We start from the raw sequence: 23,501 nt of genomic DNA, 5'->3' as shown, positions 1-23,501 counted from the left end.
GGAAGTATGAGTCAATTTGTTCATCTCCATGTCCACTCAGAATATAGCCTCTTGGACGGCTTTACCACCATTGGTAAAATGATGGATCGCCTAAAGGAGCTGGGGATGGATAGTGTCGCCATTACCGACCATGGAACCATGTTTGGGGTGGTGGAGTTTTATAAGACGGCTAAAAAGAAGGGAATCAAGCCTATTATTGGCTGTGAGGTCTATACAGCCACTAGAAAAATGGGTGATCGGGACCCTGTTAAAGATAAGGGACAAGGACATTTAGTCCTATTGGCAAAGAATAATGAAGGTTATCAAAATTTAATCAAGATGGTATCAGCTGGATACACCAAAGGCTTCTACTATAAGCCTAGGATAGATTATGACCTATTAAAAAATCATACAGAGGGATTAATCTGTCTAAGCGCTTGTTTGGCAGGAGATATTCAGCAACACCTTATGAGGGGGCAGTATGAAAAGGCGAAGGAACTAGCCCTTGAAATGAGGGATATGTTTGGCCCAGAGGATTTCTACTTAGAGCTACAGGACCATAGCTTGCCAGAGCAAAAGCAAATCAATCCCCTTTTAGTAAAGCTCAGTAGAGAGACAGGCATCCCCCTAGTAGCCACCAACGATAGCCATTATATCTATCGGGAGGATGCTGAAGCCCATGATATACTCCTATGTATTCAAACGGGTAAAACCTTAGAAGATCAGGAACGAATGAAGTTTCCCAATGACCAATTTTATTTAAAGTCACCAGAGGAAATGATGGCGTTATTCCCTTATGCCCCAGAGGCCATCAGCAACTCCCTCAAGATTGCAGAAAGATGTAATGTGGAGTTTGACTTTAATACCATACATTTACCTGAATATGGGCTACCAGAGGGCTTGACAGTAGAGGATTACCTCAATCAGCTTTGTTATGAAGGATTAGAAAAGCGTTACGGGGAGATTACCCAAGAATTGAGGGAACGTCTAGAATATGAGTTGGGTGTTATTAGAGAAATGGGATATACAGAATATTTCCTAATTGTATGGGACTTTATTAAGTATGCAAAGGACAATGAAATACCTGTGGGTCCTGGACGGGGAAGTGCAGCAGGAAGTATAGTTGCCTATACCCTAGGGATTACCGATATTGACCCCATCCGATATAATCTAATCTTTGAACGTTTCCTAAATCCTGAAAGGGTGTCCATGCCGGATATTGATATTGATTTTTGCTACGAACGGCGGGAGGAAGTCATTGACTATGTAAAAAGAAAGTATGGAGATGAAAAGGTAGCCCAAATCATTACCTTTGGAACGATGGCGGCTAGGGCTGCTATACGGGATGTTGGTCGGGTAATTAATATGCCCTATAATGAAGTGGATCAAATTGCTAAACAAGTCCCCTTTGCCATAGGTATGACAATAGAAAAAGCTTTAGAAATGAATCCTATCCTTAGACAGATGACGGAGGAGGACGAAAATGCCGATTTCCTAATTAGGATGGCGAAAAAGCTAGAGGGTATGCCCCGTCATGCCTCTACCCATGCGGCAGGGGTGGTAATTTCAAAAAAAGCACTGGATGAATACGTCCCCCTATATATGCACGACCAGAGTGTCACCACTCAGTTTCCCATGGGACATCTAGAGGAACTTGGATTATTAAAGATGGACTTTTTAGGACTTAGAACCTTGACGGTTATACGGGATGCGTTGTCTTTGATTGAAGCTAACCACGGGGTAATAATTGATTTTTCTACCTCCACATATGAGGACCCAAAGGTGTATGAAACCATCAGTAAAGGGGATACCCTTGGTCTCTTCCAATTGGAGAGTGCTGGAATGATTCAATTCCTAAAGGAGCTGAAGCCCAATTGCTTTGAGGACATTGTTGCTGGAATTTCCCTTTATCGACCAGGTCCAATGGATTCTATTCCTAAATATATAGAATATAAAAACAATCCTTCAAACATCCAATATAAACATAAAAAGCTAGAACCAATACTAAACGTTACCTATGGTTGCATGGTGTATCAAGAGCAGGTAATGCAGGTGGTAAGGGATTTGGCAGGATATAGCTACGGAAGAAGTGATTTAGTACGTAGAGCGATGGGTAAAAAGAAAATGGATATCATGGAGGAAGAAAGACGATACTTCATACACGGCAAAACAGATACCGATGGTAAAGTTGAGATTCAAGGATGTATTCGAAATGGTGTACCAGAAAAGATTGCCAATGAAATCTATGATGAAATGATTGACTTTGCCAAATATGCCTTCAATAAATCCCATGCAGCTGCCTATGCAGTATTGGCCTATCAAACTGGCTATCTTAAATCCTACTATCCTGTGGAGTTTATGGCGGCATTGATGACCAGTATCATGGGGAATACCTCAAAGGTGGGTCAATACATTCAAGATTGTAAGCGGATGGGGATTGAAGTGCTACAACCCCACATCAATCGTAGTTATAGTAAATTCACAGTGGAGGGGGATAAAATTCGCTATGGTTTGGCGGCAGTAAAAAATGTTGGGGTAAATATGATAGAAGCCATTGCGGAGGCAAGAGAACGTAAGGGTGACTTTGTTAGCTTTTATGATTTCTGTCAGAAGGTGGAGTCGCGGGATTTAAACAAGCGGGCTGTTGAAAGTTTGATTAAATGTGGTGCCTTCGATTGTCTAGAAATTTTTAGATCTCAGCTTTTGGCAATCTATGAAAGGGTATTGGAGGGGGTCAATCTAGACCGTAAACGAAATATCCAAGGACAAATTGGTTTTTTTGATGTGGAGGAGGCTTCTGCCATATCATTAAAGGAAGACCTACTACCAGATATTAAAGAATTTGAAGAAAAGATCAGACTGGCAATGGAAAAGGAAGTAATGGGGCTGTATATCAGTGGACATCCCTTATCTGAGTTTGAGAAGGAGCTGACTAAATACGTTACTGTCTACAGCAATGATTTAGTAGGTTTAGTTGAAGAGCCAGAGGAGTCAAAACTAAAAGACGGACAACAGGTGATTGTAGGGGGCATGATTATTGAAAAGGTAACAAAAACCACTAGAAATAATCAGCTCATGGCATTTATTACCCTAGAAGATCTATATGGAACGATGGAATGTATTATCTTTCCAAAGACCTTTACTAGGTTTATGAAATATATAGAAGAGGATCGTTCCATCCTATTGGAGGGGACTTTAAATGTTAAAGAAGAAGAAGTCCCCAAAATTCTAGTAAATCGCTTGAAACCTCTAGTAAAGGAAGAACTAAAAAAGTTAAAAATAATTATTGAAGACGAAAGAAATTTAGTACTATTGGACAAAATAAAGCCGACACTTAGAAAATATAATGGGAACGTGCCGGTATATATATCTATAGGGGAAGGACAAAAGACCATAAGGGCTAAACGGGACCTATGGGTGAGCTTAGAAGAAGACTTATTGGCAGAATTACGAAATACCTTCGGCGAAGAATGTGTGATGATTAATTAATTGTTTGCGAATTTTGAATGGGCAATTCTTGCCGATGCGGCTGCGGCTACTGCAGCGACTAAATCATCTAAAAAAGTATGTACTTTTTCATCAGAGTTATTTAGGGATTTTAGTATGCCAAATTTATTTTTATCAAGATACCCAAAGTTGGTCAAGCCAATGGTGCCATATATATTAGTGATGCTGAGGGCTAAAATTTCATCTATTCCATATAAGGGTTCATCTCGTTCAAGGATTCCTTGTAGCGGCTCTGGGAGAAGTTTTTCCTCAGTGTACAAATCTAAGATCACACCAGTGATGATGGCATTTTGAACTTCGCGTTTTTCTAGAACTCGATCGATACTCTCTTCACAATCTTCAATGGTTAGTGGACCATATTTAGATTGAAGTTCATAGACTAAATCAGCAATCTCCTTTATGGTTACGCCACGATCTGCTAATATCTGTATAATTAATTCTTTCAAATTCATTCCTCCCTTTAACAATATTTTATAGTTAGAAATCATTGTATATGTTATAATATGAAATATATTTCTAAAAGGGAACAATATACTTAAATAACGACAAGTAGTAATGGAGATAGATGCTTTTAAAATGGTGGAAAAGGAGGCCTAATGGACTTATGTGGACAGTTGTATATATGGCGAATACTAAGCAGGATGCGGAAAATATTCAGAAAATGCTAGTGGAAGAAGGCTTCTTAGTCAAAGTAAAACCAATCAGTAAAAATAATATAGAGGGAACTTCCGAAGTACTGGTACCTAGATCTGAAGTGGAAGAAGCCCATACCATATTGATGCAAAGGGGTTTTTAAATACCCCTATTTTGTTCAAGCCCCCTAACTTCTTCTTCAACTTTAAAAATGAAGGTTGCTTTGAATCAAGGGGTTTTGAACAGGTGGAACAATTTGAATTTTGAGAAGATGAGGGACTAAAATAATATTACAGGGACATAGAATGTCCCTGTGGTTGAAAAGGAGGTAGCCATATGCAGACAATAGGGGTATTGACCAGCGGAGGTGACTCACCTGGTATGAATGCAGCTGTAAGGGCAGTGGTTAGGACTGGTATATACAAAGGGTTAAAGGTCATTGGTATTCGTCAAGGCTATCATGGTTTGATTAATGGATTGATGGATGAAATGAACCTATCTTCAGTCGCCGATATTATTCACAGGGGCGGCACCATGCTTCAAACCGCCAGAAGTGAAGAGTTTAGAACTGAAGAAGGAAGGAGAAAAGCTAACTATGCCTTGAAAATCTTTGGAGTAGATGGACTTGTTGTCATCGGTGGAGATGGTTCTTTTGCAGGAGCAAAAAAACTAAGTGAGTTAGGAATTAAAACCATAGGGATACCTGGTACAATTGACAATGACTTAAGATATACTGACTATACCATTGGATTCGATACAGCAGTGAATACCGTAGTAGATGCCATTGGTAAAATCCGCGATACCTCTACATCCCATGGTAGAGCAAATGTGATTGAAGTAATGGGAAGGCATTGTGGAGATATTGCCCTTTATGCTGGTTTAGCAGGAGGGGCCGAAAGTATCATTGTTCCAGAAGTACCTTTTGAAATTGATAGAGTTTGTAAAAAGTTAATAAAAGGTAGAAATAGAGGGAAACTACATAGTATCATCCTATTGGCAGAGGGTGTTGGTGGCGGAATGGATATCGCAAAGGAAATTGAAGAAAAAACTGGAATAGAAACAAGGGTAACAATTCTTGGGCATATTCAAAGAGGTGGAACACCTACGGCTTTTGACAGAAACATTGCCAGTAAAATGGGTGCAAGGGCAGTGGAACTGTTGGTAGCGGGAAAAAGTTGTAGGGCAGTAGGTGTAAAGGGTTTAGATGTAATTGATGTAGATTTTGATGAGGTTTTTAATACCGAGAATAAATTTGATAAGAAAAGTTATGATTTAGCAAATATATTATCTATTTAACAAGATAGGGGGAGTATAAATGAGAAAAACTAAAATAGTATGTACCATTGGGCCCGCCAGTGAAGGTAAGGAAATATTTACGGAGTTAGTCAACCAAGGATTAAATGTCGCAAGGTTAAACTTCTCCCATGGAAACCATGAGGAGCATGAAGCGAGAATCAAGACCATTAAAGAAGTACGAGAAGAATTACAGGTACCTGTGGCTATTCTCTTAGATACAAAGGGTCCAGAAATCAGAACAGGTAAGTTTAAAGACCCAGAGGTTCAACTGGAAGAGGGACAGGAGTTCACCATCACCACTAGGGATATTCTTGGAGATGAGACTATATGTAGTATTACATACAATGGATTACCAAAGGATGTCAAAGTGGGGGATTCTATTTTAATCGATGATGGATTAATCGGCTTAAAAGTTAAGGATATCAAAAACGATACTGATATCCTTTGCATCGTAGAAAATGCTGGGGTAGTAAAGAACCATAAGGGAGTTAACGTACCTGGGGTAAAAATTAACCTACCTGCTATTACAGAAAAGGATCGTAGTGATATTGAATTTGGTATTAGAATGGATATCGACTTTATCGCTGCTTCCTTTGTAAGAAAAGCCAGTGACGTATTGGAAATCAGAAGGATACTAGAGCAAAACAATGCTGAACACATCCATATTATCTCTAAAATAGAGAATCAAGAGGGTGTAGATAATCTTGAAGAAATTATTGATATATCCGACGGTATCATGGTGGCTAGAGGTGATTTGGGAGTTGAAATCCCTACTGAAGAAGTACCATTAGTTCAAAAAGAAATGATTAGATTATGTAATTTAGCTGGAAAGCCTGTTATCACAGCTACCCAAATGCTAGATTCTATGATGCGAAATCCTAGACCCACTAGAGCTGAGGTGACGGACGTAGCCAACGCCATATTTGACGGAACAGATGCCATCATGCTGTCGGGAGAAACAGCTGCTGGAAAATATCCTGCTGAGTCAGTAAAAATGATGGCTGATATTGCAAAAAGAACAGAATCTGCCATCAACTATTGTGATCTATTGAAACATAAATCTTTAGTTAAAGAAGTTACAATAACAGACGCCATCAGCTATGCTACTTGTAGTACAGCAATGGATTTAATGGCATCTGCCATCATCACAGCAACTTCATCTGGATATACTGCAAGAATGGTTTCGAAATTTAGACCAAAGGCACCAATCATTGCAACAACAGTAAGCGAAAGAATAAGAAGAAGAATGAGCTTAGTTTGGGGTGTTCAATCTGTTCTAGTAGATGAATTACAGTCTACAGATGAAGTATTAGAGGTTTCGGTACGCAAGACTTTAGAACAAAAACTCATTAAACGAGGGGATTTAGTAGTAATCACAGCTGGTGTACCAGTTGGAGTTGTTGGAACCACCAACCTTATCAAGGTTCATATTGTTGGTGATATATTAGTTTCTGGTACTGGTGTAGGAAAGAAATCAGTTACAGGTAAAGTTGTGGTAATCAATGACGAAAGTGACTATGCTTCCTTCAAAGAAGGGGATATTTTAGTAGTGCAGTCTACTGATAAAGAAATTGTGCCATTAATTGAGATTGCTGGAGCCGTCATTACTGAAGAAGGAGGCTTAACAAGCCACGGAGCAATTGTTGGGTTAAACTATGGTAAGCCTACAATTGTTGGTGTTGCTGGTGCTACCTACAAATTAAAAAACAGGGATATCGTAACAGTGGATGCAGCTACTGGATTAGTATACAGTGGGAAAACAAGAGTACTATAATTAAAAATTCTTTTACAGAAGTTTAACCTGTTTATAACACAAATAAAGGTTTAGAATCATATAATGAGTATATGAAATCAATATCCCCCTTTAATTATTGATATTCATGAATGCCGTTACCTTTATAGAACTTACAAATCTGTAAGTTCTTTTTTTCTTTGATAGAAAAGGAATCTACTGGTGAATATAGAATTAAATAAGTAAACCTTTGTATATAATATTATTGGGAGGTATATATATGTATTATAACGAATGTGAAGTAACGGTAAGATACGCTGAAACTGACCAAATGGGAGTGGTTTATCATGGGAACTATTTTACTTGGTTTGAAATTGGAAGAACAACGCTACTAAAGTCAATTGGGTACTCCTATAAGGAGCTGGAAGATAAAGATATTATGCTGCCTGTAATTGATGTAGGGTGTCAATACAAGGAATCAGCAAAATATGATGATGTAATTGTCATCAAAAGTACAGTAAAGGAAATGAAGGGAGTAAGAATTACCTTCAGCTATGAACTGTATAGAAAAAAGGATGGAAGACTATTGGCTACAGGAACAACCACCCATGCTTTTGTGGATAAATCCTTTAAGCCCATCAGTATTAAAAAGAAGTATCCAGAGTTTTATCAAAAGCTTATATAAAAATAGTGGGGTGAAGATATGTTAATGAAATTAATCTTACTTTTTACTGTTATTCCAATCGTAGAACTAGGCTTATTATTAAAGTTAAATGAGTACATAGGTTTGAGCTATACACTATTAATCGTTCTAATGACAGGGATTGCAGGGGCCTATCTTGCAAAAAAAGAAGGTAGGGGTATACTGCAGAGGATTAAACTAGAAATGAGTCAAGGAAGAATGCCTGGGGATGAGTTAATCAACGGATTGTGCGTATTGATTGGGGGAGCTTTTTTATTAACCCCAGGGCTATTAACAGATATCAGCGGATTCATATTAGTAGTACCTTTTACTAGAGGGATTCTAAAACACTTTATCAAAGGAAGAATTCGTCAAATGGTGGAGGATGGCACATTTACCTTCTACTATCGTAAATAAAAATAAATTATTACTTATTATTTATTAATTATTAATTATTGGGTTTAAAGAGGAACTGAGGGAGGTTTAGCTTTGGAGAAAAGAAAGCTCGGAAGAACCAACTTAGAAGTAGGGGTTATTGGTTTTGGAGGAATCCCTATTCAAAGATTAAAAGAAGAAGAAGCCATAGACCTGATTAAAAAGGCGGCTGATGAAGGAATAAATTTTATAGATTCAGCGAGAGCCTACGGTGAGAGTGAAAAATTGATCGGTAAAGGAATAGCAGGTAATAGAGATCATTGGTATATTGCCACAAAAACAATGGCAAGGGATTATGAATCCATGAAGAAAGAAGTGGAGACCAGCTTAGCCGATTTTAATATTGACACCATAGATCTTTACCAGTTTCATTTGGTAAAGACAGAGGCACAACTGGAGCAAATACTTGCACCAGATGGGGCCTTCAGGGCATTGAAGGAAGCTCAAGAAGCAGGCAAGATTAAAGAAATAGGCATCACCAGCCATAGTGCAGAGCTGTTGGAGATGGCAATTGAAACTGATTATTTCTCAACTATCCAGTTCCCATATAATATTGTAGAACGACAAGGAGAAGCTCTTTTCAAGAGAGCAGCAGAAAAAAATATTGGGGTTATTATCATGAAGCCCCTAGCAGGGGGAGCTCTAGAAGATGGAGATCTGGCCCTAAGATTTATTTTACAAAATCCTAACGTTACAGTAGTGATTCCTGGGGTAGATAAAGAAGAACAGGTTTATGAAAATGCAAATGTAGGGAAGAATTTTGTGCCCCTATCAGAGGTAGACCAAAAGCGGATTGAAGAAATCAAGCAAAGTCTGGGTACAACCTTCTGTAGAAGATGTGGCTACTGTTTACCCTGTCCCCAGAAGATTGACATACCTACTCAATTTCTAATGGAGGGTTATTATTCCCGTTATGAATTGCAGAATTGGGCAGTAGAACGATATGGAGTGCTCCCTAAAAAAGCTTCGGAATGCGTAGAATGTGGTGTTTGTGAATCAAAATGTCCTTATGATCTACCCATTAGAAGCATGCTAAAAAATGTTGTAGCAAAGTTAGAACCTAATAATAAATAATTGATATGAAATTTATGGTATAATAATGCCATAATTTGAGTATAATCACTAATAGTTTATTGAAGGCCAATAAATTTAATTCAATCACGGGTATACTGATTCTATCTTTGGAGTACATTGCTAACAATGTACTCATTTTTTTTTTACCCCAGCCTGTTGAAAATGCCTTACAAGATAAAAAGCAGCTATGGTGGCTGCTATTTTTCTGGATTAATAAATTTAGATGGATAGAGGGGACTAGATATGGTTTGTCCAGCAAAGGTGCTCAGGGGTTCTCCCTCTACTTGAAGAACAACTCCTTCTACATCTGGTAAAGAGGTAAAGGTATAAAGGAGCGCCTCCAGCATAAAACGCTTTTTAGCATTGTCTTCTGGGTGTGGCAATAAAAAGCCCTCTGAAAGATTAAGGGTTAGAATACCCTCATGTAAATTATGGGACACTAACTCCACCGCTTCAGGAAGTGGGGGTTGAAGCTGATATTTATAAATATCCTGTTGTCCACTGTACTTCAGTTTATTAAAAAGTAATTCTATTGTAGGACTTTCCTCATATAAGGGAATTGGTGTTAATAGAATACGATCTGTCTCTGTAATGGTGCCGATATAAATACGGGCTCTTTCAGATTGGTAGAAGGGCTTATCTACTTGATGGTCATGAAAAGCAACTTCTTTAATTTTGTTGCCAAAGTAGAATTGTACCCCATCTACTGCATCAATAGAGGTAAGGGATTGAATAAAACTCTCCATGGCGACTCTAGCACTTGTAGGATAAGATTCATAGATTCCAATGTCATTGGGAAGATAGACTCCTGCAATACCGTTTCTTAAGCTTAATTTTGCATTAGATGGAATAGGTGAATCTTCCGGTAATCCCAGTGAAGGGTTTGGGCCTTTTTCTAAATTATCTAGAGTGTGTCGTAGAGGTGTATTGGTGTAAGGAATTACTCTTGTAATCGGGATTAAATGACTAGCCAGAGGGTCTGTAAAGTACAAAGTTAATGCTGTTTCATTATTTTTAATGGATTGAAGTGCTGGTATGTACTGATAGTTGGTAGTGAAGCTTAAGGCCACATTAAAGGTAGGGATAGATATTTCTGGAGTTCTAATATTCGGTTTAATCATTAGACGATAATCACCATCTGGTATATCTAATTTATCTTGCTTAATACTAAATTCGATGGTCATTGGATTTTCTTTATTAAGTAAAAGGGAATCTAGTGTTTGCTTGGGCATAGAAGTGAGGGTGATTTGATCTTGTTCTATTTTTTTAACATGGATGTCATCGAGATATAGGTCGAGGGATAGTGGATTGTCGGGGTTTAGGTTAATATTAATTGGGTTTTCTTCTGAGATTAGTTGCACTGTAACACTTTGCTGGATATCACTGATGGTCTCTACTTGAACATCCATAGATAAGTTGTTTTGTAAAGTGACCCCTGTAGTGGATACACTAAAATTAAGGGTATTGGCATAAAGGGGAACACCAGTTGCGACAAAACAAACAACCAATAGTAATATCATATTTCTAATTGCTCGAAACATTTCATCAACTCCTTACTAGCTTGTCTACTCTTATATACTATTATAAAATAAGGAATTGCAATGGTAAACCATTATTATGCAACAAATTATGTCAAAATCGGCAGAAGTAGTGTAGAATAGAAAAGGATATACTAAAACTAGTCATAATAATACAGAGAACATTCAAAAAAATTTTAATAAAAGAATAAAAATTTTTAAATATGAATAGAAAAAGGAGTAGTTTTAATGGTAGAAAAGAACAAGGTATATGAAATACAAATCATTGACCTAGGCCATAGTGGCGAAGGAATCGGAAAAGTAGATGGATTTACAGTATTTGTGGAGGGGGGATTGCCAGGGGATGTTATAAAGGTGAAGACAACGGTAGTGAAGAAGAACTATGCCACTGGTAAGTTACTGGAGATGATTACCCCATCCAATAGTCGAGTGGAGCCTACTTGTGCAATAGCTCATAAATGTGGGGGCTGTCAGATTATGCACATGGACTATCAAGCTCAACTGGATATTAAAACCAGTCGAGTAGAGGAAACCCTAAAGCGTATTGGAAAAATAGATGCAAAGGTTTTACCTACCCTTGGAATGGATAATCCCTATTGGTATCGGAACAAAGCTCAATTTCCTGTTGGGATGACGGCAGGAAAGGCTATTCTGGGCTTTTATGAAAAGGGAAGCCACAATATAGTGGATACGGGATACTGCCATATCCAACACCCTGTTAATGAAAAGATTGTAGCGCTGATGAAGGATTTTATTCAAAAATATAAGATTAGTGTCTATGATGAAAAGACTAAAAAGGGTCTAATCCGTCATGTGGTGACCAAGGTGGGATACCAGACAGGTGAAGTGATGGTGGTGGTGATTACAAATGGAAAAGAGTTACCCCATCAAGAGCAATTAATTAAGTTGTTAAAGGATAATATAGAAGGTCTTGAGAGCATTGTGCAGAACATCAATACTCAAAATACCAATGTGATTTTCGGACGAGAATCAATAACTATCTATGGTAGGGATCATATCGTGGACTACATCGGGGATTTAAAGTTTAATATCTCTGCAAGGTCCTTCTTCCAAGTGAATCCGTTGCAGACAAAGGTGCTGTATGAAAAGGCTCTGGAATATGCCCAACTAAAGGGTGAAGAATCAGTATTTGATATTTACTGTGGTATCGGAACAATTTCATTGTTTTTAGCCCAAAAGGCAAAAAAGGTCTATGGGGTTGAAGTGGTGGAGGCTGCCATTGATGATGCTAAAAAAAATGCTGAAATCAATGGTATGACCAATACAGAGTTTTATGTTGGAGAAGCAGAAAAGGTTGTCCCAGAGTTGTACAAGCAGGGGATCAAGGCTGATGTAGTGGTTGTGGACCCTCCAAGAAAGGGCTGTGATGAGGCAGTATTAGACACGATTGTCAGTATGGCTCCTGAAAGGATTGTTTATGTATCATGTAATCCTGCTACACTAGCTAGGGACTTGGCTTATTTGAATGATCGAGGTTATAAAGCTGAGGAAGTTCAGCCGGTGGATATGTTTCCTCATACTAGTCATGTGGAGACGGTAGTATTGATGTCAAGGGTTGAGGTAAATACGATGTTTTAGGGATAAAAAACTTTGCAAATAAAGGGTTTCCGTGATTTGAGATCTGGTTTCAAGCCGGCAGGATAATAACGGGATTTTTCTTTGTGAAAACTTGTCCAAGATAGGCAGGTTAGATGATCAAGAAGATATTATGGATATTGATGTGGTAAGTTGACAAGATTGCTGGCAAAAACGTGGTGAGTTGACAAGATGACTAACGAAATCAGCATAGGTGTCGTTGGTGACAAGAGTTCGAAGTAACTCTCCTAAGAATGATAATAATAAAATAAAGGGCTCCTGACATTGCATCGTTAGTTCGATTGTTTTACCATGATGCTAATACCAGGAAACCCTTATTTTTTTCGCGGGGACTTATAAACTACTATGAAATCAATGATGTGAGGCTGACATGATATATGAAGAGATTAATCCTCTCTCACTGCATCCTCATCGAAAATTCTATCAAGCTCTTCATTTGACGTAATACCCCTAACCTTGTTTCTAATAGTTGTTTTTTCCATATCAAGTCGATAGAAATGCTCGCGACCATCAACACCTTTTTTTAGCCTAATGAGCTGAATCCTACCAAATTTATCCCAGTGTTTTTCTGCAAACTTTGCTAAACCAACTGCTTTAGGGTAATTGTCTTTACGACTAGGGTCATGTGGTTCAAGAATATCAAAAATGTAACCGTCTGTATCAACTCTTACTACTACCAAATCTGGGAACATGGAAGTGGTGACACCGTTAACTTCATATGGAATTTCAAGGGACCACTTTTTACGATCAAGGTTACGCAACCAGCAGATAGCTCCATTTTTAAGCTCTTCATCAAGCAATCCACTTTCCCATTTATTTAGTTTTGTTTGGAATGTACCATCTTCATTACAGTAGAGGTGTTGTTCAAACTTTACACTATCTTCTGGCAGATAAAAATCGATTGAATCTGGCATTACCCATGGAACAGAAATGGGTTGTACTGAAGCGTTGATTAATCTTTCATAAAATGTCTTACGTGCTTCATTCAATTTTGCAATAGAGCGTTTGTTATGTTCATACAGTTTGATAAACTCTTTCTCAGCCAAATCATTTATTCTTTCCATTGCATCTGTATCGTTTGTAAGAACTATGATTTCAACTTTTACATCAATATGATCTCTACTACTATTCTTAATCCAGTATTCTTTGTGCAACCCTTCACCTAAAATCTTTCCGGACTGCTCAAAATGACGGGAAATATCAAAATCTGACACTGTCATAGTCTGTGAGGACTCATCAAAAGAATAGGCGTTGTCACCATAGTCAAATGTCAGCGTTCCAAGCGAAAAGCCAGTGATTGCAGCTACTCGGTTTTCAAAAAGACCACTTTCTTTGAGCTTTGTGAATTCTTCCTGCATTTTTAATAACACTGCGTTTTTTACAGTCTTCTGAGATTCTAAATCGATACCATCCATAGTTAGAGCACGAGAAATCTGTATCAATAATTTTAAAGGTGCTTGCTTACGAGTTGAATCTATCCTGTAAGTGATAAGATTATCCATCGCATCAAATACGTCTGTATAAGCCAAGTTTCTCCCTAATGTTACAAGTTCTTTGTTGGTCCCAGTTTCAGTTGGCATAATAGCTTCACTATCACGTAGAGCCTTGACAACATTTTCAACCGTTTTTTCATCAAAGTATGGAAGGAATAAGCTGACGCTGTTAAGTTCAGCATCTGAAGAAATCCTTCTAGCTAAAGGAGTACGAATAACTCTCCCTAATAATTGAGCAATGTAAGTATAATCCTGTGCACTCCTGAATGACATCATTGTTTCGGCACGTGGACAGTCCCATCCTGTAGAGAGGTTCATTTTAAAGAATACAACCATTACGTTTTCTTCGTCATTTATTCTAGATGCTTCTATTTGTTGTATTTCAATGTCGCGCACTTTAAGTGTACCGCGGTCATTAAATGTATGAACAACCTCTCCAGGTTGTAATTTTCGTCCTATAGACTCTTCTAATAAATCAATACAAGTTCCTAAGTCTGTATGAGTTGCTTCGCGCTCATTGCCATCCTCAACCTGAATAACAAGAATAGGATTTACCATTTTCTCGTCTTCACTCTCACAATAGGATTTCCAATGAACACATTTCTTTCGCCAATTTTCTACTGCTCCTTTGAACATTGTCATATTGGCACTTAATTGAATATCAGGATAGTGTATGATAATTCTATCTTTCAAGAGGCCGGATTCGCGCACTTGCTCGGGTGGGACGATGACTTTCTGGACCGTTGATGTTGTTCCAGCAATCAAATTATCAAACCTCTGTGGTGTTGCTGTTACACCGATTACTAAAGGCATAATGCAAAGTCCGTCTTCTTTACTGCCTTTAATAAATTTTTGCATTATAGATTGTGCCTTGTTTTCAGCTTGAACAGATGTATAGGTGCCTCTATGAGCCTCATCAATAACTACATAAAACTTTTTAGGACTACGCTTCGCAGTATTAGTAAGTGTTTCCCATATTGAATATTGTCGTATATCTGAAGTTCCTGTAAGCAGTTTATCAGAACCAAGTTTCTGAGTATTTAAAAAGTAAATGCAGCCACCTTCAAAATATTCAGCATTAAAGGTTGAATCAATAGTTACCAGATCTCGAACACGGATTTTGTCCGACTTACTTTCGATCTTCAGTCTAGTTTGTTCATTGAGTTCGGGTGAATCTGAGAGCCAAATAAAAACGGAATCTGGATCTCCAATGCTGTCGGCACTACCATATAATAAATCTTCAAAGAGTGTTGTCATAATAATGGTTTTTCCTGAACCTGTGGGAGCGGAAAAGGATATAATCTGTGGGTCACGTTCACTCCACATTAAGTGTGCTTTATTGATTTTGTCGTGTAGCTCTGTAAGGGCCGTTTCCTGAAAAGGAAATAATATATCTCTCATTTATGAATCCCTCCTGCTTCCCAACACAAAGTTATCGATATAATCACGATAAAGTTGGTGTGTGTTATTTATTTTTACTCCAGCTGTCATTTCACGGAAAGCTTCCTCGGAGTTAGTAACGAAGTACACCACTTGGATGTTATTTTCTTCAGAGAGCTTTTCGGTAAACTCAGCAAATTTTGTCTCATCAACCAGGATAGCAAAACCATTTTGAGGTAAAATTAGCATGTCTGGCACTTCATTATTATTTATTTCAGGTCTTTTTCCAATTGCACCAGACTTAAGCCATAATAACGGCAATATTTCGCTAAACTGGTGTCCTAATGAAACACTATTTTTATCTAGGAAATCTAGTTTGAAGTATTCTGCATTGGCAGGAAAGCCTTCGTTCATTGGACGCTTAATTTGTGATGTTAAATTTATGAGGCCGAGCAAGTCTGAAACCTTCGATTTAATGATCTTGAATACTGCGGCTTCTTTTTCAATAATGTAAAAGTCTATGATGTGGTCTTGGCCTTCCAGAGCATCCAACCATTCATCAACAGCATTTGCATCAAAAAGAATCGATGCTGTATGTTTATCAGAAACAATGAATTTACTATACGACTTTACCAACGTTTGTGGTAGTTGTGTTTTTCCTTCTTTGCTGCGAAGCAAAGAAACAAGCTGCTTTTTGGTAGTTTTCGTTAGAACTTCAAAGTCTTCAGCAAAGCTAAGTTGATAGAATGAACGTTCAACTTCCTTTGTTTCAGTCAGGGTTGTAATGTAATCACCTGTCAAAATTGTACCATCGTCACGCTTGCCAAGGATGCTATATTTTGTCCTCGGCCAAGTTACTGCTCGGCAAATTCCTTGTTTTTCCCAATCAGGATCACCTGGCTGATAGCCGCTTCTTTGTAAATTTCGAGCCTCATCAACTGAAACTTCATTGTTGGTAACTATTATGCATCGCCTGTGACCGCTGTCTTCAGCATTCAAAAGATTAACAGCGTGGAGAGTCGTACCACTTCCAGCAAAGAAATCAACAATGAGAGCATTAGGGTTATCTTTAATTACCACACCAAGCGCATCATGGACCGCATAAAGTGATTTAGGGAAAGAAAATGTATTAGGCTTATTGAGTATACTTGTAATCATGTCAGTTCCATATGTTCCTGCATTATGAGAGTTTCGGTACCAAACGGTCCGAACGAGTTGATTTGTCTCACCAGCATATTCCACCTCAACGGCTCCAGTAACATTGTTGCGTCCAGTTATGATTATCTCTCCACGTTCGATCTGTTCGCGTTGTTTTTTAAACAAATATTTAATAGGCCATGTTTTTCGCTTAGCATCGAATTTCCCAACAGAAACATATCCAAGCTCTATCATCTTATTTAAAGTGTCATTGCTCATTGACCATCGGCCTTCCGATAAATCAGTTCGAACGGGCCATGCGGCTTTATATCCATCTATAGTAGCATCGTAATCAGGATGTTCTCCTAATGGTAAAACATCCCCAGCCTTGACAACCCGGTTATTTTCTTCATCAATTAATATTGGATAGTATAAATTAGGTGAATCTTGCCTATATGAATCACTGCCTCGTCTAAGCAAAGATGCCCATGTTACCTTTTTTGAAAAAGCATCGTTTTCTCCAAGCATTCTATCGAACCAACTTGAAATATTCGCCAGTGGCATAAAAACATAAATGATATACTCTTCAACTCGAGCGAAATGTCCTTGTGATACGCCCTTATAATTAATTACGTCGGTTACCATTTGAATATGAGCTTCAGGGAAAAGCTCCTCAAGTAAAGTGCGAAGATGATGAACTTCGTGTTCATCGATAGTAACAATCAATATACCTGTATCAGGGTTTAATATTCTTCTAGCGATTTTTAATCTTTTTTGCATCATTGAAAGCCATTTGCTATGGCGCCAGTTATCACTAGAATCTACGTAATCATTATTGTATTTCCAATCCCGTGCACCTGTGTTGTATGGTGGATCAATATAAATACAATCGACCTTCTTAGGGTAGAGATATTCCAGTAACTGAAGGGCATGGTAATTATCTGCTTCAATGATTGAATGCCATGAATCATTATCAGGAGCATTTTCTACAGAATCAATTGGCTGAAGAGTAGGAAATATCGGTTCTCCAAACTGAGCAACTGAAACTAACTCCATAAGCGGGGAGTTCAATATATCTCCTGTTGTTTTGTTACGGCAAATTGCAGAATTACTCTCTAATTTTATTACTGTATATACATCATTAATGTGACCAGTTTTTAACGCAACTGTCGAACCGCGTTTGATAGGAACGTCGTAAAGAGGAGTACATTCTGGGATATGGTCCTCAAATACAAGTCCAAATTTTTTATTTTTTGAAATACGTGTAAATTCCTGTTCCAAGCGGTTACGCAAGGAAGTGTCCGGAATTTGACGCAATAAATCATCAATTGCAGCCATTTTTTAAAATCCTCCTTTATTTAATCGTTCGATTCGTACTTACTCCACGAACGACCAAAAAGTTCATTTCCGTCAGATAAACGTAATATTGCAGTTTCTTCTAAAATTCTATGTGCATTCTCGGTTGTAGAATCAGCTTTATCAAATGCAATAAAAACTTGGCGTTTGGTAGACTGATAACGTTCCAATAAATGTTCCAAGTGAACATCCTCAATACGTTTGAGAATGTTTGAGTCGTGGATGATAGCAGGAACTGGACGTAATTCAAGAATACTTAAATCATAAACAACTAGACTTTTGAAGGCAGTTCCTTCACTTGTGTTGCCAGGAGTCTCAAAAATAATATCTTTTTGAGGAGAGATATATAGAAGGGGAGCAGTTTCTTGCTTTTCAGTTACTACCCTATTAATTAATTCCATCCTAGAATTAATATCGTCTTGAATCTCACCTATTTTTTCAGATTGTTGCAACAGTAGCTTTTCTAATTTTTGCTCTGCTTCAGCTCGAGCATCTTGTAATTCTTTTTGATGAACCAACTCTGATGTCTCTTCTTCAAGCCTATCAATGCTCTTAGATACATTGATGCACTGGGAAAGCACTCTCTCAGACATTTCCTTTGCTATGCCAGACTCTTCAATTTTCCTATTTAGACGATTTATTTCCTTATCGTACTCTTGGATCAGTGGTTGCAGTCGGTTTATTTCCTGATCCATTTCTTCACCTAAAATTTCTCTAATTCTTACATGAAAATGTTCTATCTCTGCAAATGCTTTTATATTAGCGTTGGGAAAGAAATTAGCTAAGGAATTAAATTCACTTTCGGTATTGGTCTTGCTATCAAGGATATTGCTCAAGATAGCATTGAGTTCTGATTGCAGGCGATTGCGTTTGCGAATAAAACTATTCAAATCTCTTTGAACTGCTGATATCCTTTCGAATGTTTGTGTATCAAAACCAAATATTGCCAATTGAGCTTCCTCACTGTTTTTCATCAGCTTTTGAAGCCTCTTTTTTAATGATTCAATTGCCTTTTTATTACTTTCGATCTTTTCAATGTCAACTCTATGACGCTGACGATTTTTTAGTTGTGAAGCTTTAATTCCAAGTTCTTCTTCCATACTTTTGATGGATATAAGAATTTTGTAATGCCCGAAAAGTTTTAGTAGAAAATCTACAGCCTTTTCATCTTGTTCACGAGGCTTCACTAACAATGGATATTTTTCAAGAGTGTTCTCGCGCCCGTAAATACGGAAAAAACGCTCTGTAATATCTGAAAACGAAAGAGCAGGAAGGCTTATTTTATATTCCTGAAATAAAAACCTTCGGTAATCTTCAAGTGACAATTTTGCTATAAAATGATGCTCTTTGTCACTTTGATAAACATTTTTAGGATCATCAGTGCTTCTATAAAAATAGTATGGTTGACCATCAAACTCAAATTTGAAGTAAATTGTATGAGAGCCTATTTCTTTCTTTATATCTCCAGTCAGGGAGCAATAGCTTTCACCGCCGAATACATAATCTATAATCCATAGAAATGTAGATTTTCCAATCGCATTGCTTCCACCTGTACTTCCTAGAACCGTATTCAGGCCTGAATTGAAATAAATAGTATGATGGTCTGGAGCAAACTTATCGCATTTAATCTCTTTCAACATAGCGAAGTAGCCTCCCTTCCTCAATTAATTCAAGTTTTCCTAATGCAAATAAGCAATCTAATGCACTTAGAAAATCAGCCATGTCATATTTTCTTGACTTGGTTTTTTCGAATAGCTCTTTAGGTGACATATCCTGCTGTGACAATTCCTCAAGAATGTCAGGAAAAAGAGCAATAATGCTTTTTGCATAGGGTGTTACTTTATTTGGTAATCTCATCGAACACCTCACACCTTTGTACGAAGTAGGAGATTATGATCTCACATGCTTCTCTATATTTTCGCCCGGTTTTTTCGAATAATGTCTCAACAAGTAGATTATAAATAGCACTTTGGGATAATTGTGATTCATTTGCATCTTCGTACATTCGTTTGACGCTTTTTGCAAACTTATCGACGTTTAGCTTGTTTTCTCCTGCCAACCGATCTAGCGCATCGTTAACTCCTTGATACAACTGCCGAACATCAAAAAGCACCCTTTCTTTCAAACGTTTCTCAACGATTTTTTTCTCAACTTTCACAGGCTGGATTTTTAGTTGAGTGCCATCTGTAACATCCATCAAATCGACTTCACGGAGCACCTGTTCAATTTGTTTTTCTATTGTATATCTTGATGTCGCTTCTCTCGCGACTACAAGAGTTTCTAAATCATGCTTTTCAGATATTAGAGCTATTTTTTCTTCCTCAGAGACATTTTGTATTTCCCGTTCACAGTCAACACAAAGAACAACTTCATCAGTTTCAGAAAGGCGGACGATCTTAGCATAGTTAACATCGCTGCCTTCTTTTTTTATGCCTAAAACTTTACTGCATCTTTGACATTTGCCCCCCGTTTCAGTTAAGAGAACTAAAGCGCGAGTGTTAATTGATATTTCGTTTGCTGTTTCATAAGAGAAATTACTATATTTTGAAATGAAACTTATCTTGTCTTTTTCATCATTAAAGGACTGTATGTACTCATCAGTAACTTCCTTTACGCTATCTTCACAATTGCGGTTTTCAACATTTTGAACAGTGTAAAGAAATATTCCAGCGAGAAAATCTTCCAAGACAAATGCATTCCGTCTCGATATGGTTTCTTTCGTCATACCGTTAACTTTTTCAATGATTGTGTCAGGTTCAATTGCATTATCTGATGCAATGATGTCTTTCAGGGCAAGAACGATTAAGCACCTTTTGTTGCTGTCCAACATTTGAAGGATATTCTGCTTAAAGAACTCTGAAACATTCTGAGGGTCGGCTGATAAAGCAGCATCAGTTACAATACGTGAAAGATTTTTCTTGCCCTTTACTAAGTCTGAAGTAGTTCCATCATCGCTACGAACATCATAAGTAGACGCAACAGAAAGCAGCATGATACCGCACAACCACTTTTGTGTAATGCTCTTAGTTTTGCAATTTTTTAAAATTGTTGCCAAAGTACCAAAGCATAGCTTTTTCATACATGCGTCTCCTCTCAATAGATCTAATTAGTTGGAAGTATCATCGTCCACGAAATCGACAATGTCGCCAATGTTGACATTAAGAGCTTTACATATTCTTCCTAGCACATCCATACTTACTGGCAAATCTTTGCTCATTTTTGCTAACGTAGTCGACGTTAAATTTGTTTTCGCCATTAAATCTTTTTTCATCATTTTTTCATCAATTAAGAGCTTCCATAATTTGTTATAACTAAAAGCCATTTAAATCGCCTCCAAGCACAATTGGATGGTAACCAAGACGTGTCTTTACTATTGTAGCAATTTACTAAGCGAATTACAATCAAATATTTAAAAACACTTACTAGAACTTTATAAATACTTAGTTTTATGTTGTTTTGAGGATAAGTAAATATTTGCGGAGTCTCAGCGGAGTGTCAGAGGAGTATCAGCTGAGGATTTTAGGAACTCCAGCTATTAAAATTAAATAGATGGTAAGACAAGCTGATTTCTAGGAAAGACATCTGTAAACGGAAAAGTCTGATAGCTTACCAACTATGAAAAATACAATATGACCGATTTTCAATAAAGGCATATCGAAGAAAAGGAAGGAGGGAAAAGAAATGGCAAAACGTAATACACGCCAAACATCCAAGAGAGTTGCTTCAAAGGCAAGTAAAATTCTCAACGACGGACGTTACAGCAAAAATTCTAAATCAGTTGCTGGCAGTGCTTTAAGTCAAACTAGACCTAGCAAGAAGAAGTAGTTTTTATTTAGTCGATAGGCAGAGACAGATTTGAATAATCAGCCTGCCTATCTTCCTCAAAGGTAGTAATCAGTAAAGAGCATTTATCGCTCAACCAAAATAAATCTCAAAGTCCTAGTGCGCATACGGACGGCGGGATGCATAAGAGTTCAGAACACAGTGATAAAGACTGTGTTTGGAATGAAGATGCACCCACCGTAATTTCGTGTGCCCTTTTTTAGGACAAGCGGAGTCTGTGGTCATCTTCATCACAGGCTCTTTTTGTATTCCGCCGCCCAATGCCAGGACGGAAAGGAATACTTTATGAAGATTCGAGTTTTATATGAAGACAACATCAAAAATGGTCACAAGAACTACACCACAATTGAAATTCCAGATGGAGATTACAGCGTTATGCTGGACATTGATTACGAGCAGCGTCTTGCAGAGGCAAAGCCCGAAAAGAAAGCAGAAGTACAGCGTTGTAAGACTTTACAGGAAATGTTAGACCTAATGAATTCCAAAGAATACAACCACTGGCGCCGCTATCATAGGCATCTTGGCAATCCGAAGATTCCATATCGTAAAGATGATCAGGCTGAAGATGAAACAGATGTTATGGATACATTTGCAGATAACTCTCAAGAAATAGAGCGTTCTAACCAATACGAGCACGAGGATGTTTGTAAATGGATACGCAAGGTACTCGGTAAAAAAGAAGATTGGGCGGATATGTTTATCGCAGTTCGCATAGACGGTATGTCAATCCGCGAATATGCCAGCTCCATAGGTGCTGATGAAAACAACATTACTCAGAAGTTAAAACGAGCAACAAAAAAATTGGAACAAGAATATAAAAACCGTCAGATTTGACCTTCTCCCAAGGCTACCAGGTAGGAGGTCAAGACCTCCATAAAAATTTAAGGAGGTAATTCTGATGAGAGAATTAATACCTAAAGACCAATATGGTGTGTTTGCCGACACCAAAGATATGGCAAGAGTGGATAGTTTGTTTGTAGCAGAGTTCTTTGAGAAGGAACATAAAAATGTTCTGCGTGACATTGCTAAAATCACTGACCCCAAATCTGGGTTAAGCACAGAATTTGCTCAGCTCAATTTTGAGCCGACCTCATACACGGATGGTTGGAACAGAAAGCAAAAGGCTTATGCCATGACTCGTGATGGATTCACTATGTTAGTTATGGGATATACAGGGCAGAAAGCAATGAAGTTCAAAGAGTTATACATCAAACGCTTTTATGAAATGGAGCAGTTCATTAAAACTCTTGTTTCGGCTCGTAAGGAGTTCCCTTTACTGACAGACAACATTAGGTTACTTCATGAAAAACCAAAGCCATATCACTTCAGTAATGAATGCGATATGTTAAATCGCATCGTTATTGGAATGACGGCAAAGCAGTTTAGATTAGCAAATGGAATTGAAAAAGGAAAAAGCATTCGACCTTACTTATCTAATGAGCAGATTACGATGCTAGACACATTGCAAAAAGTAGATGTTGGTTTGTTAGTAGCTGTTCCAGATTATGGGCAGCGCAAGCGTTACTTGGAATGGTACAAAACCAAAATAGAAAATAATTAAGGAGGGCTACAACTATGTTTTATGTGAAAGAAAGAGTGAATGATTCCATGGGGATATCCATTGAAACAACAGATGAGAATGTATTTTGCCATTGCCCAATGTGTGGTGTTGAAGTAATGGTGGATATTGCAGACATCCTAGGTGATGGTGAAAGTGATTTATTTGGTACTGCAATATGTTGTAGCGAATGTAGTAAAAAGATTAGAGCCGGAGGTAGCTGTGATGAACATAAATAGGG

General features: G+C 37.8%; 20 protein-coding genes. 12 read left to right on the top strand and 8 right to left on the bottom strand.

What is annotated here, in order from left to right; genetic code table 11:
* Positions 1-6: 6 nt before the first annotated feature.
* Entirely contained in the window at positions 7-3,468 is a 3,462-nt protein-coding gene (locus JOC73_RS03495; RefSeq protein WP_204400472.1) for a DNA polymerase III subunit alpha, read from the top strand.
* On the opposite strand, the gene JOC73_RS03490 is transcribed toward JOC73_RS03495, so the two are convergent.
* Positions 3,465-3,938, bottom strand: a complete 474-nt coding sequence (locus tag JOC73_RS03490; protein WP_204400471.1) for a phosphatidylglycerophosphatase A family protein — start codon at positions 3,936-3,938, stop codon at positions 3,465-3,467. The genes JOC73_RS03495 and JOC73_RS03490 overlap by 4 nt on opposite strands.
* Before the next feature lie 152 nt (positions 3,939-4,090).
* On the opposite strand from JOC73_RS03490, the gene JOC73_RS03485 reads away from it, so the two are divergent.
* From JOC73_RS03485 to JOC73_RS03460, 6 genes are all read left to right on the top strand, one after another.
* Positions 4,091-4,282 (top strand): hypothetical protein, encoded by a 192-nt coding sequence (locus JOC73_RS03485; protein WP_204400470.1) that lies wholly within the window; start codon positions 4,091-4,093, stop codon positions 4,280-4,282.
* 173 nt (positions 4,283-4,455) lie between these two features.
* Entirely contained in the window at positions 4,456-5,415 is a 960-nt protein-coding gene (pfkA, locus tag JOC73_RS03480) for a 6-phosphofructokinase (RefSeq protein ID WP_204400469.1), read from the top strand.
* A gap of 19 nt (positions 5,416-5,434) precedes the next feature.
* A complete protein-coding gene (gene pyk / locus JOC73_RS03475) occupies positions 5,435-7,189 on the top strand; it encodes a pyruvate kinase (protein ID WP_204400468.1) in 1,755 nt (584 codons plus the stop codon).
* Positions 7,190-7,427: 238 nt separating this feature from the next.
* Positions 7,428-7,832 (top strand): acyl-CoA thioesterase, encoded by a 405-nt coding sequence (locus tag JOC73_RS03470; RefSeq protein ID WP_204400467.1) that lies wholly within the window; start codon positions 7,428-7,430, stop codon positions 7,830-7,832.
* A 24-nt stretch (positions 7,833-7,856) separates the two neighbouring features.
* Positions 7,857-8,246 carry an FxsA family protein gene (locus tag JOC73_RS03465; RefSeq protein WP_243427851.1) on the top strand — a complete coding sequence of 130 codons (390 nt, stop codon included), beginning with the start codon at positions 7,857-7,859 and terminating at the stop codon, positions 8,244-8,246.
* 72 nt (positions 8,247-8,318) lie between these two features.
* Positions 8,319-9,338, top strand: coding sequence for an aldo/keto reductase (locus JOC73_RS03460; RefSeq protein WP_204400465.1), 1,020 nt, complete (start codon positions 8,319-8,321; stop codon positions 9,336-9,338).
* 197 nt (positions 9,339-9,535) lie between these two features.
* On the opposite strand, the gene JOC73_RS03455 is transcribed toward JOC73_RS03460, so the two are convergent.
* Positions 9,536-10,879 (bottom strand): GerMN domain-containing protein, encoded by a 1,344-nt coding sequence (locus JOC73_RS03455; protein WP_204400464.1) that lies wholly within the window; start codon positions 10,877-10,879, stop codon positions 9,536-9,538.
* Positions 10,880-11,104: 225 nt separating this feature from the next.
* On the opposite strand from JOC73_RS03455, the gene rlmD reads away from it, so the two are divergent.
* Positions 11,105-12,475 carry a 23S rRNA (uracil(1939)-C(5))-methyltransferase RlmD gene (gene rlmD, locus JOC73_RS03450; protein ID WP_204400463.1) on the top strand — a complete coding sequence of 457 codons (1,371 nt, stop codon included), beginning with the start codon at positions 11,105-11,107 and terminating at the stop codon, positions 12,473-12,475.
* 404 nt (positions 12,476-12,879) lie between these two features.
* On the opposite strand, the gene JOC73_RS03445 is transcribed toward rlmD, so the two are convergent.
* From JOC73_RS03445 to JOC73_RS03420, 6 genes are read right to left on the bottom strand one after another with little or no spacing between them, the layout of a single operon-like run.
* Positions 12,880-15,387, bottom strand: coding sequence for a DEAD/DEAH box helicase (locus JOC73_RS03445; RefSeq protein ID WP_204400462.1), 2,508 nt, complete (start codon positions 15,385-15,387; stop codon positions 12,880-12,882).
* On the bottom strand, positions 15,388-17,841 hold the full coding sequence (locus JOC73_RS03440) for a site-specific DNA-methyltransferase (RefSeq protein ID WP_204400461.1): 2,454 nt from the start codon (positions 17,839-17,841) through the stop codon (positions 15,388-15,390).
* Positions 17,842-17,861: 20 nt separating this feature from the next.
* Positions 17,862-19,499, bottom strand: coding sequence for a DUF2326 domain-containing protein (locus JOC73_RS03435; RefSeq protein WP_204400460.1), 1,638 nt, complete (start codon positions 19,497-19,499; stop codon positions 17,862-17,864).
* A complete protein-coding gene (locus JOC73_RS03430; protein ID WP_204400459.1) occupies positions 19,483-19,716 on the bottom strand; it encodes an ABC-three component system middle component 7 in 234 nt (77 codons plus the stop codon). The genes JOC73_RS03435 and JOC73_RS03430 overlap by 17 nt, the downstream gene beginning before the upstream one ends.
* Entirely contained in the window at positions 19,700-20,938 is a 1,239-nt protein-coding gene (locus JOC73_RS03425) for an ABC-three component system protein (protein ID WP_243427850.1), read from the bottom strand. Before JOC73_RS03425 ends, JOC73_RS03430 begins: the two co-directional genes overlap by 17 nt.
* Before the next feature lie 27 nt (positions 20,939-20,965).
* Positions 20,966-21,181: a helix-turn-helix domain-containing protein gene (locus JOC73_RS03420; protein ID WP_204400458.1), complete on the bottom strand. Its 216-nt coding sequence runs from the start codon at positions 21,179-21,181 to the stop codon at positions 20,966-20,968.
* Positions 21,182-21,540: 359 nt separating this feature from the next.
* On the opposite strand from JOC73_RS03420, the gene JOC73_RS03415 reads away from it, so the two are divergent.
* From JOC73_RS03415 to JOC73_RS03400, 4 genes are all read left to right on the top strand, one after another.
* Positions 21,541-21,684 (top strand): hypothetical protein, encoded by a 144-nt coding sequence (locus tag JOC73_RS03415; protein WP_204400457.1) that lies wholly within the window; start codon positions 21,541-21,543, stop codon positions 21,682-21,684.
* Positions 21,685-21,987: 303 nt separating this feature from the next.
* Positions 21,988-22,536 (top strand): RNA polymerase sigma factor, encoded by a 549-nt coding sequence (locus tag JOC73_RS03410; RefSeq protein WP_204400456.1) that lies wholly within the window; start codon positions 21,988-21,990, stop codon positions 22,534-22,536.
* A 64-nt stretch (positions 22,537-22,600) separates the two neighbouring features.
* Positions 22,601-23,263 (top strand): Rha family transcriptional regulator, encoded by a 663-nt coding sequence (locus JOC73_RS03405; protein ID WP_204400455.1) that lies wholly within the window; start codon positions 22,601-22,603, stop codon positions 23,261-23,263.
* 14 nt (positions 23,264-23,277) lie between these two features.
* Positions 23,278-23,499: a hypothetical protein gene (locus JOC73_RS03400; protein WP_204400454.1), complete on the top strand. Its 222-nt coding sequence runs from the start codon at positions 23,278-23,280 to the stop codon at positions 23,497-23,499.
* Positions 23,500-23,501: the final 2 nt, after the last annotated feature.

Source organism: Alkaliphilus hydrothermalis (assembly GCF_016908555.1).
Lineage (GTDB): Bacteria > Bacillota > Clostridia > Peptostreptococcales > Natronincolaceae > Alkaliphilus > Alkaliphilus hydrothermalis.
This window is presented reverse-complemented; position numbering and strand designations above follow the sequence as displayed.

Coding starts and splice junctions, on each gene's coding strand:
- JOC73_RS03495 (WP_204400472.1), top strand. CDS start 7: ATGAGTCAATTTGTTCATCTCCATGTCCACTCAGAATATAGCCTCTTG.
- JOC73_RS03490 (WP_204400471.1), bottom strand. CDS start 3,938: ATGAATTTGAAAGAATTAATTATACAGATATTAGCAGATCGTGGCGTA.
- JOC73_RS03485 (WP_204400470.1), top strand. CDS start 4,091: ATGTGGACAGTTGTATATATGGCGAATACTAAGCAGGATGCGGAAAAT.
- pfkA (WP_204400469.1), top strand. CDS start 4,456: ATGCAGACAATAGGGGTATTGACCAGCGGAGGTGACTCACCTGGTATG.
- pyk (WP_204400468.1), top strand. CDS start 5,435: ATGAGAAAAACTAAAATAGTATGTACCATTGGGCCCGCCAGTGAAGGT.
- JOC73_RS03470 (WP_204400467.1), top strand. CDS start 7,428: ATGTATTATAACGAATGTGAAGTAACGGTAAGATACGCTGAAACTGAC.
- JOC73_RS03465 (WP_243427851.1), top strand. CDS start 7,857: ATGAAATTAATCTTACTTTTTACTGTTATTCCAATCGTAGAACTAGGC.
- JOC73_RS03455 (WP_204400464.1), bottom strand. CDS start 10,879: ATGTTTCGAGCAATTAGAAATATGATATTACTATTGGTTGTTTGTTTT.
- rlmD (WP_204400463.1), top strand. CDS start 11,105: ATGGTAGAAAAGAACAAGGTATATGAAATACAAATCATTGACCTAGGC.
- JOC73_RS03445 (WP_204400462.1), bottom strand. CDS start 15,387: ATGAGAGATATATTATTTCCTTTTCAGGAAACGGCCCTTACAGAGCTA.
- JOC73_RS03440 (WP_204400461.1), bottom strand. CDS start 17,841: ATGGCTGCAATTGATGATTTATTGCGTCAAATTCCGGACACTTCCTTG.
- JOC73_RS03435 (WP_204400460.1), bottom strand. CDS start 19,499: ATGTTGAAAGAGATTAAATGCGATAAGTTTGCTCCAGACCATCATACT.
- JOC73_RS03430 (WP_204400459.1), bottom strand. CDS start 19,716: ATGAGATTACCAAATAAAGTAACACCCTATGCAAAAAGCATTATTGCT.
- JOC73_RS03425 (WP_243427850.1), bottom strand. CDS start 20,938: ATGAAAAAGCTATGCTTTGGTACTTTGGCAACAATTTTAAAAAATTGC.
- JOC73_RS03420 (WP_204400458.1), bottom strand. CDS start 21,181: ATGGCTTTTAGTTATAACAAATTATGGAAGCTCTTAATTGATGAAAAA.
- JOC73_RS03415 (WP_204400457.1), top strand. CDS start 21,541: ATGGCAAAACGTAATACACGCCAAACATCCAAGAGAGTTGCTTCAAAG.
- JOC73_RS03410 (WP_204400456.1), top strand. CDS start 21,988: ATGAAGATTCGAGTTTTATATGAAGACAACATCAAAAATGGTCACAAG.
- JOC73_RS03405 (WP_204400455.1), top strand. CDS start 22,601: ATGAGAGAATTAATACCTAAAGACCAATATGGTGTGTTTGCCGACACC.
- JOC73_RS03400 (WP_204400454.1), top strand. CDS start 23,278: ATGTTTTATGTGAAAGAAAGAGTGAATGATTCCATGGGGATATCCATT.